Raw genomic sequence first — 7,735 nt, 5'->3', positions numbered from 1 at the left:
GGCAACAAGGTCTGCTCGATGGAGAAGGCCAATGTGATGGAATCCGGCATCCTCTGGCGCGAGGTGGTGCAGGAGGTGCATGACCGCGACTACCCGGATGTCGAGTTGAGCCACATGTATGCCGATGCGGGCGCGATGCAGCTGTGCCGCTGGCCCAAGCAGTTCGACGTGATCGTCACCGACAACCTGTTCGGCGACCTCCTGTCGGACGCCGCCGCCATGCTGACCGGCAGCCTCGGGATGCTGCCCTCGGCATCGCTGGGCGCGCCCATGGCGAACGGCCGCCCGAAAGCGCTGTACGAGCCCGTCCACGGCAGCGCCCCCGACATCGCGGGGCAAGGCAAGGCCAACCCCATCGCCTGCATCCTGAGCTTCGCCATGGCGCTGCGCTACAGCTTCGATCTGGGCGAGGAAGCGACGCGCGTCGAGAAGGCGGTGGAGAAGGTGCTGGCCGACGGTGTCCGCACCGCCGACCTGATGGGGCCGGAGGGCGGCACCCCGGTCTCGACCAGCCAGATGGGCGATGCCGTTCTGGCGGCGCTGGACGCGAGCCTCTGACACCAGACGCCGGGGGCGACCCCCGGCCCACCCCGGCAGGAGCCGCCGATGTCCCCTTCCCTGAAAGGCGCGCTGCTGGGTCTGGTGGGATTCGGCCTCTTTTCGATGGCGGATGCCACGATCAAGTTCCTGGGCGGCAGCTACCACCCGGTGCAGATCGTGGCCTTCATGAACCTGTTCACCCTGCCCCTCATAGGCCTTCTCTGGCTGCAATCGCCGACGCCGCTGAAGCCGGTGCATCCCTGGCTGATGGCGATCCGTACCCTGGCGGTGGTCGCGAACGGCCTGCTTGTCGCCTATGCCTTCACCGTGCTGCCGCTGGCCCAGGCCTATGCGATCTTCTTCACCCTGCCGCTGGTCCTGACCCTGATGCCCTGGCCCCTGCTGGGGGACCGGGTGGATGCGACGGGCGGGATGGCGGTGGTGCTTGGGCTTGTCGGCGTGATCGTGGCGCTCAATCCCGGCCGGGTCGAGTTCGGCATGGGTCACCTGGCGGCAGTGCTGGGGATGCTGCTGGCTGCCGTGCACTACCTGATCGTGCGCAAGACCGGCGGGGCGGAAGCGGCGGTGCCGATGCTGCTCTACCCGGTGCTGGGCCAGACGGTGATCGCCTTCCTGCTGCTGCCAGGGCGCTATGCGCCGATGCCGCTCCATGACCTTGCCGCCGTCACCGCCCTGGCGCTGGGGGCCTTCGGCGGCACGCTGATGATGCTCGCCGCCTACCGCGCCGCGCCGCCCGTCGTGGTGGCCCCCACGCAATATTCCCAGATCGCCTGGGCCGCTCTTTTCGGCGCGCTGTTCTTTGCCGAGCCGATGACGGCGGGCATGGCGCTCGGCATGGTGATCATCGCCGCCGCGGGGATGCTCGTCGTTGCGCGGCAGGATCGCGGGGCAAAGGTTCCGGGCTGACCGCAGGTTTCGCTTGGTATTCGTCCTTCGGTGGCGCTAGGCTTTTCCCGATTTCGACGGGGGATTGAAATGTCGCCTTTTGCGTCCGGCCTTGCGGCCCAATGCCTTGTGGCAAGCCTGTCCCTGTTCGCCCAGCCGTTGGCGGCCGAGACGATGAAGGAGATGTTCCCCTCCTATACCGACTGGATCGACCCCGCGCTTGCCGACCGCTTCGGTGCGCTGGAGATCCATCGCGGTCCGCAGGTGCTGGCCGGGGGCGACTTTACGCTGGCGGTGGGCGACGCCTATTACGTCCTGTCGGGCGAGGATGCGCGCTGGGTGCTGGCGGATCTGTGGCAGAACCTGCCGGATCCGGACCTTCAGGCACTGATCTTCCAAAGCGGCACCTCGCCGCTCGATTCCGCCTGGGCCTCGACCGTCTACTATTTCGAGGATGGGCATATCTCGGACGAAGAAGCCGATACGATGGACTATCAGGCGATCATCACCGCCCGGAAGAACGCCGAGCCCGAGGCCAACCGCCGACGCCGCGAGGCAGGCCTGCCCGAGTTGACCACCGTCGGCCTGACCGGAACCCCGGGCTATGACCGCGCCAGCCGATCGCTGACCTTCTCGGTCCTGCTGGACGTCGCGGGCGGCGGGCAAAGCCTGAATGCCAACGCCTGGGTGCTGTCGCGCCATGGCTTTGTCAACCTGAACGTGCTGGGCCTTCCGGAACAGGCGGCAGATGTCAACGCGAAGATGCCAGAGCTGATCGGCATGGTCAGCCTGCCCGAGGGCAACCGCTATCAGGACTATGCGCCGGGTGTCGATGCCTTGGCCGAAGGCGGGTTGAGCGGCCTTCTGGGCGGCGGTGCGGCACAGGCCGGGCTGTTGCTGGTGGCGCTGACGCTGTTGAAAAAGTTCGGCGTGTTTCTGGTGCTGCCGGTCATCTGGCTGGTCAAGCGCCTGCGGGGAAAAAGCGCGGAAACCTGAGCGTTCCGCCGCGCTTTCCGGCGCGCCCGGCCTTGTGGCCGCCCGCGATCCGGGCGATTATGGTTGCGCTCACAGGGATCGGGTCGCCCGGTCCGTCGCCCTCGGAACCTGTCGAATGTCCCCCACCCTGCGCGGCGCCCTTCTCTCGCTTGCCGCTTTTGCCGCCTATGCCACGCATGACGTGGTGGTGAAATATCTGGGCGGGCATTATTCCTCGTTCCAGACCATGTTCTTCGCCGGGCTGATGGGCTTTCCGCTGGTCACGATCCTCCTCCTCAGCGACCGGCGCGACGGCACGTTGATCCCGCGGCATCCCTGGTGGACGGCGCTCCGCACCATCAGCGCGGTGGTCACCGGGGCGATGGGATTCTACGCCTTCTCGGTCCTGCCGATGGCCACCTGCTACGCGATCTTCTTCGCGATGCCCCTGCTCATCACCCTGATGGCGATCCCCATGCTGGGCGAAAAGGTGGGTCTGCGGCGTGGCATCGCGGTGATCGTCGGCCTTGTGGGGGTGATCATCGTGCTGCGCCCCGGCAGCGGCGAGGGCTTCTCTCTGGGGCATCTGGCGGCCCTTGGGGCGGCGACCACGGGGTCGCTCAGCTCGATCATCGTGCGCAAGATCGGGCGCGACGAACGCTCGGTCGTGCTGATGCTGTATCCGATGGTGCTGACCTTCGTCGCGACCGGCGCGCTGATGCCCGTGGTCTACCTGCCGATGCCGGTGACGGATCTCGCGCTGACCGCCGTCATGGCCTTCCTCGGCACACTGGGCGCGCTTGGCAGCATCGCCGCCTACCGTACGGCGCCCGCGGTGATCGTCGCGCCGATGCAATATTCCCAGATCATCTGGGCCGCGATCTACGGCTGGCTCTTCTTCGACGAAAGCGTCGATTTCTACACCGCGGTCGGCTCCTCGGTGATCATCGCCTCGGGCATCTACATCGTGTTGCGCGAGGGCACGCCCTCGGTCAGCCAGAACCGCCCCGTTCTGGAAAACCGCTCGCGCTGGGAAATCGGCACCTTCCCCCGCATTTCCAGCTGGCTCAAGCGCCTCGAAAGGGGTGGGGATCAGACGTGAGCCCCCTTGCCAAAGCCCGGCGGACGGGATAACCCCCCGCCACGGTCGGAGCGTAGCGCAGTCTGGTAGCGCACCTGCTTCGGGAGCAGGGGGTCGGAGGTTCGAATCCTCTCGCTCCGACCAATTCCCGCATCCCCCTGATAGACTTCTGGAGTCGGGAACAGGTTTCCGGCCGTGCTGTCTGCAGCTGCCGGTGCGCATCCCCAGGGCCTGTGTCGGCCATTGGCGAAAAACCGCGCCCGGTAGTCGCAAACAGGATTGGGGGCCAAAGCCGATCCGCTAGAAAGATGCGGCAAGGTGCCGCTGGCGACAGTGGAGAATTGGGAAGCCGGTGAAGATCCGGCGCTGCCCCCGCAACGGTGACGGGAGAGCGCGGCAAGGCCACTGGGGAACCCCCCCGGGAAGGTGCCGCGCAAGGACCGGAAGGTCCGCTCCCCCAGTCCGGAAACCAGCCTTGCATGAGACGTCGAGCCGCGGTGGGCGGCGGGGGCGATACGGGCTTTCCGCCCGCCCCCGTCTGCATGCCGCATTCCAGAACCAATGCCCGTGCGGGGTGGCACGAGCCAGCGGAGCGCCAGATGCTGACCGAATCCGAAATCCGTAGCGAACTTGCCGCAAGGCAGGAGAATTTCTCTCTTTCCAACGCACTTTACTGCGACCCCGGCGTGTTCCAGACCGATCTGGAACAGGTCTGGTATCGGGAATGGCTGTTCGCGGTTCCCGCCTGCGAACTGCCGAAGCCCGGCGCCTATGCGACGATGCAGGTCGGCGCCTATCCGGTCGTCGTCATCCGCGGCAAGGACATGCGCATCCGCGCCTTCCACAACGTCTGCCGCCACCGCGGGCAGAAGCTTTGCGCCCATGCCAACGGTAGCACGCCGAACCTCGTCTGCCCCTATCATCAATGGACCTACGACCTCGAGGGCAAGCTGATCTTCGCCCGCGATATGGGCGAGGGTTTCGACGCTTCGGCCTACGGGTTGAAGAAGGTGCATTGCATCGACCTTGGCGGGGTCGTCTACATCTGCCTGGCCGAAGTTCCGCCACCGATCGCCGATCTGGCGAAGACGGCTTCCAGCTATCTGACGCCCTCCGGCCTGTCCGACGCCAAGGTCGCCTTCAGTTCGACCATCGTCGAGAAGGGCAACTGGAAGCTGGTGATGGAGAACAACCGCGAATGCTATCACTGCGGCGGCTCGCATCCTTCGCTCTGCCGCAGCTATTCCGACGATCCGCGCCGCACCGCCATCAGCGGTCCCGATGCGGCCAACCCCGAGATCACCAACCACTGGAAACGCTGCGAGGCGGCGAGCCTGCCCTCACGCTTCATCGCCGGGCCACGGCTGCAATGGCGGCTGATGCGGATGCCGCTGCTGGACGGTGCCGAAAGCTTCACCATGAGCACGAAGGCCGCCGTGACGAAGCGTATGGGCACCATTCCCTTCAACGATGCCGGTAGCGTGCTGTTCTACCACTATCCCAACAGCTGGAACCACTTCCTGCCCGACCACGCCATCACCTTCCGCATGCTGCCGATCAGCCCGACGGAGACCGAGGTCACGACCAACTGGCTGGTCCACAAGGATGCCGTCGAGGGGGTGGACTACGACTTGAAAGCCCTGACCGAGGTCTGGCTGGCGACGAACGACGAAGATCGCCGCGTGGTCGAGGAGAACCAGAAGGGAATCCTGTCGCCCGCCTACGAGCCCGGCCCCTATTCCACCATCCAGGAAGAAGGGGTGATCCAGTTCGTCGACTGGTACTGCGCGACGATGACCGACCGCCTCGCCCCCAAACCGGCGATGGCAGCGGAATGACAGCGCGCCTGAACTGGTCGGCGGAACCCTGGCGCGACAGCGAACTGCTGGAATGCGCCATGGTCGTGCCGGACGTGGCCGACACCGCCACCTTCACCTTCCGCGCCCCTTCGGGGGCGTGGTTCGACTACCAGCCGGGCCAGTTCATCACGCTGGACCTGCCGGTTGATGCGTCCGATGTGCCGGGCGGCAATGTGCAACGAACCTATACGATCTCGTCCTCGCCATCGCGCCCCTTGTCGATCTCGATCACCGTGAAGGCACAGAAGGGCAGCATCGGCACCCGCTGGATGCTGGACCATTTGAAGCCGGGAATGCGACTGAAGGCTTTCGGACCCAGCGGCATTTTCAGCTTCCACAAGCATCCGGCGCAGAAATACCTGTTCATCTCGGCCGGCTCGGGCATCACGCCGATGATGTCGATGACCACCTGGGCTTGGGATTCGGGCGAGATGCCGGACATCACCTTCGTCCATGCCGCGCGCCGCCCCTCGGACATCATCTTCCGCGAGAGGCTGGAACAGTTCGCCAACCGCGTCCCCGGCCTGCAACTGCGGTTCACGGTCGAGGAACCCGATCCGTTCCGCGCCTGGCCGGGCTATCAGGGCCGGTTGAGCCAGATCATGCTGGGGCTGATGGCCCCCGACTATCTGGAGCGCGAGGTGTTCTGTTGCGGGCCCGAACCCTTCATGCAGGGTGTGCGCGAGATGCTGGCCTCGCTCGGCTACGACATGGCGCGCTACCATCAGGAGAGCTTCGGCGCCCCGGTCAGGACCGAGGCCGACGCCCCGGTGATCGCCGATGTGGCACCTGTGGAAGGCGCGGTTGCCGAGATCGTCTTCTCGGCCAGCGGCCTCAGCGCGCCCTGCGCCGAGACCGACACCGTGCTGGCGGTGGCGAAGCGGTCGGGTCTCAACATCCCCTCGGGCTGCACTTTCGGCCTCTGCGGCACCTGCAAGGTGAAGAAGACCGAAGGCGAGGTCCATATGGTCCACAACGGCGGCATCTCGGACGAGGACATCGCCGCAGGGTTCATCCTCGCGTGCTGTTCGAACCCGATGGGTCGGGTGGTGGTGGAGGTCTGACGCGGCGATTGCGGCAGCGCGATCCGCGCAGATCAGGGATGCAGCGGGGCTTGCCGTCTCTGACCCGCGCCGGTGATGCGGCCGGAGCCATCGCGGAAAGGCCTGTCGTCGAGGAGGCGTCCCTGCGGCAGGACCAGCACCTGATCGGCGAAGCCGGAGGCAAGGGCGGGGTCACGCAGCGTGACGATGACCGTCAGGCCGGGCTCGCGCAGGGATCGAAGCAGGTCCCGCTCCTGGCCTTCCAGATGGTCCAGCGGATCGTCCAGCACGATGACCTTGGGCTCTTGGGCAAGCGCGCGGGCGATCAGGGTGCGCTGACGATCCTCGCCCGGCAGCAGCCGGAAGGGGCGGTCGGCCAGCGCGGCCAGCTTCATCCGCGCCAGCACCGCGTCGATGTGGCTGGCGTCGTTGCACCCGGACGGTGGAGAGCCAGTCGGCAGCCGACCCAGGGCGACGCACTGCCGGACGGTCAGCTCGAAATCGCCTGGCTGTTCCTGCTCGACCACGGCCAGGCATTGTGCAGCCTGGGGGGCGCTCATCAGCCAGATGTCGCGGCCCAGCAACCGCACCGTCCCGCGCCGCGGGGGCAGCTGGCGGCAGATGAGCCGCAAAAGCGAGGTCTTGCCCGCCCCATCGGCACCGCAGATCGCCAGAACCTGGCCTTGCGGCAGGCTGAACGAGATGCCGGACAGGACGTCCTCGCCCTCGGCCGGGCCCCAGGAAACGCCGACCCCCTCTACCGCGGGGATCATTGGATTGCTCCTTCCCGCGTCACGATCATCGCCGCCGGGATGCGCGCCAGCGCGTCGCCGGGCGCTGCGGGATGGCGGGCGAATTCCACCAGATCGGCGATGGGCTGGTCGGGGTCGATATCGCCGAAGAACCAGGTGGCGGTGCCGGTCGCCTGCCAGGCCACGGTGCAGGAACGGCCGCAGGTCACAAGGCAGGCGGTGCCGGAAATCTCGAACGTCTCGTCGACCCCGGCCAGCGCCACGGCGGCGCGCAGCTTCTGCAACAGCGCGTAGCCCGGGCCACAGCTTTGCCCGTGATGCCTGCAGCCCTCGCAGACGACGATCTGGTGCGGCGCGGGTTGCGCCAGGGGATAGGCAGGCTTGGCCGCAGGGCGGCGCCGGATGTGCTCCATCGAAAGCTCCTTTCCGGACGCCCCGCCCGGTGGTTGATTGCGTCGATGGCAGGTCTCCTGACTTCGCGGGTCGCCGCTTTCCCCACCTTCCCGGCGCAAGCAGGCGCCAGTGGCATCGGGGATCGCTCGCCGCTTACAGTTGCGGGGGCAGTCGCGGATTTGGCGC

8 protein-coding genes, 1 tRNA gene and 2 riboswitches are annotated in these 7,735 nt (G+C 66.7%); of the genes, 7 read left to right on the top strand and 2 right to left on the bottom strand.

Annotation, left to right across the window (positions count from 1 at the left end; genetic code table 11):
* The 7 genes from V7Q39_RS17610 to V7Q39_RS17580 all read left to right on the top strand — a co-directional run.
* A partial coding sequence (locus V7Q39_RS17610; RefSeq protein WP_333817924.1) for an isocitrate/isopropylmalate family dehydrogenase occupies positions 1 to 558 on the top strand: 558 nt, incomplete at its 5' end.
* 48 nt (positions 559 to 606) lie between these two features.
* Positions 607 to 1,467 carry a DMT family transporter gene (locus V7Q39_RS17605; protein ID WP_333817923.1) on the top strand — a complete coding sequence of 287 codons (861 nt, stop codon included), beginning with the start codon at positions 607 to 609 and terminating at the stop codon, positions 1,465 to 1,467.
* 69 nt (positions 1,468 to 1,536) lie between these two features.
* Positions 1,537 to 2,442, top strand: a complete 906-nt coding sequence (locus V7Q39_RS17600; protein WP_333817922.1) for a DUF2167 domain-containing protein — start codon at positions 1,537 to 1,539, stop codon at positions 2,440 to 2,442.
* A gap of 115 nt (positions 2,443 to 2,557) precedes the next feature.
* A complete protein-coding gene (locus V7Q39_RS17595; RefSeq protein ID WP_333817921.1) occupies positions 2,558 to 3,523 on the top strand; it encodes a DMT family transporter in 966 nt (321 codons plus the stop codon).
* Between the two features lie 46 nt (positions 3,524 to 3,569).
* Positions 3,570 to 3,646, top strand: a tRNA-Pro gene (locus V7Q39_RS17590).
* 155 nt (positions 3,647 to 3,801) lie between these two features.
* A riboswitch (cobalamin riboswitch) is annotated at positions 3,802 to 3,994 on the top strand.
* A 107-nt stretch (positions 3,995 to 4,101) separates the two neighbouring features.
* The gene (locus tag V7Q39_RS17585; protein ID WP_333817920.1) at positions 4,102 to 5,340 is read left to right on the top strand and encodes an aromatic ring-hydroxylating oxygenase subunit alpha; all 1,239 of its coding nucleotides are present in this window, start codon (positions 4,102 to 4,104) and stop codon (positions 5,338 to 5,340) included.
* A complete protein-coding gene (locus V7Q39_RS17580) occupies positions 5,337 to 6,425 on the top strand; it encodes a hybrid-cluster NAD(P)-dependent oxidoreductase (RefSeq protein WP_333817919.1) in 1,089 nt (362 codons plus the stop codon). Before V7Q39_RS17585 ends, V7Q39_RS17580 begins: the two co-directional genes overlap by 4 nt.
* Before the next feature lie 32 nt (positions 6,426 to 6,457).
* Here the strand turns inward: V7Q39_RS17580 and V7Q39_RS17575 are convergent, their stop codons facing one another.
* Both V7Q39_RS17575 and V7Q39_RS17570 read right to left on the bottom strand, forming a co-directional pair.
* Entirely contained in the window at positions 6,458 to 7,177 is a 720-nt protein-coding gene (locus V7Q39_RS17575) for an ABC transporter ATP-binding protein (RefSeq protein WP_333817918.1), read from the bottom strand.
* Entirely contained in the window at positions 7,174 to 7,569 is a 396-nt protein-coding gene (locus tag V7Q39_RS17570) for a DUF1636 family protein (RefSeq protein WP_333817917.1), read from the bottom strand. Before V7Q39_RS17570 ends, V7Q39_RS17575 begins: the two co-directional genes overlap by 4 nt.
* Positions 7,570 to 7,599: 30 nt before the next feature.
* Positions 7,600 to 7,735, bottom strand: a riboswitch (cobalamin riboswitch). This riboswitch is flagged as partial in the annotation.

This window comes from Tabrizicola sp. (assembly GCF_036781545.1).
Taxonomy (GTDB): Bacteria; Pseudomonadota; Alphaproteobacteria; order Rhodobacterales; family Rhodobacteraceae; genus Tabrizicola.
Note: the sequence above shows the minus strand (reverse complement) of the source record. Positions and strands in the feature narration are given on the sequence as shown.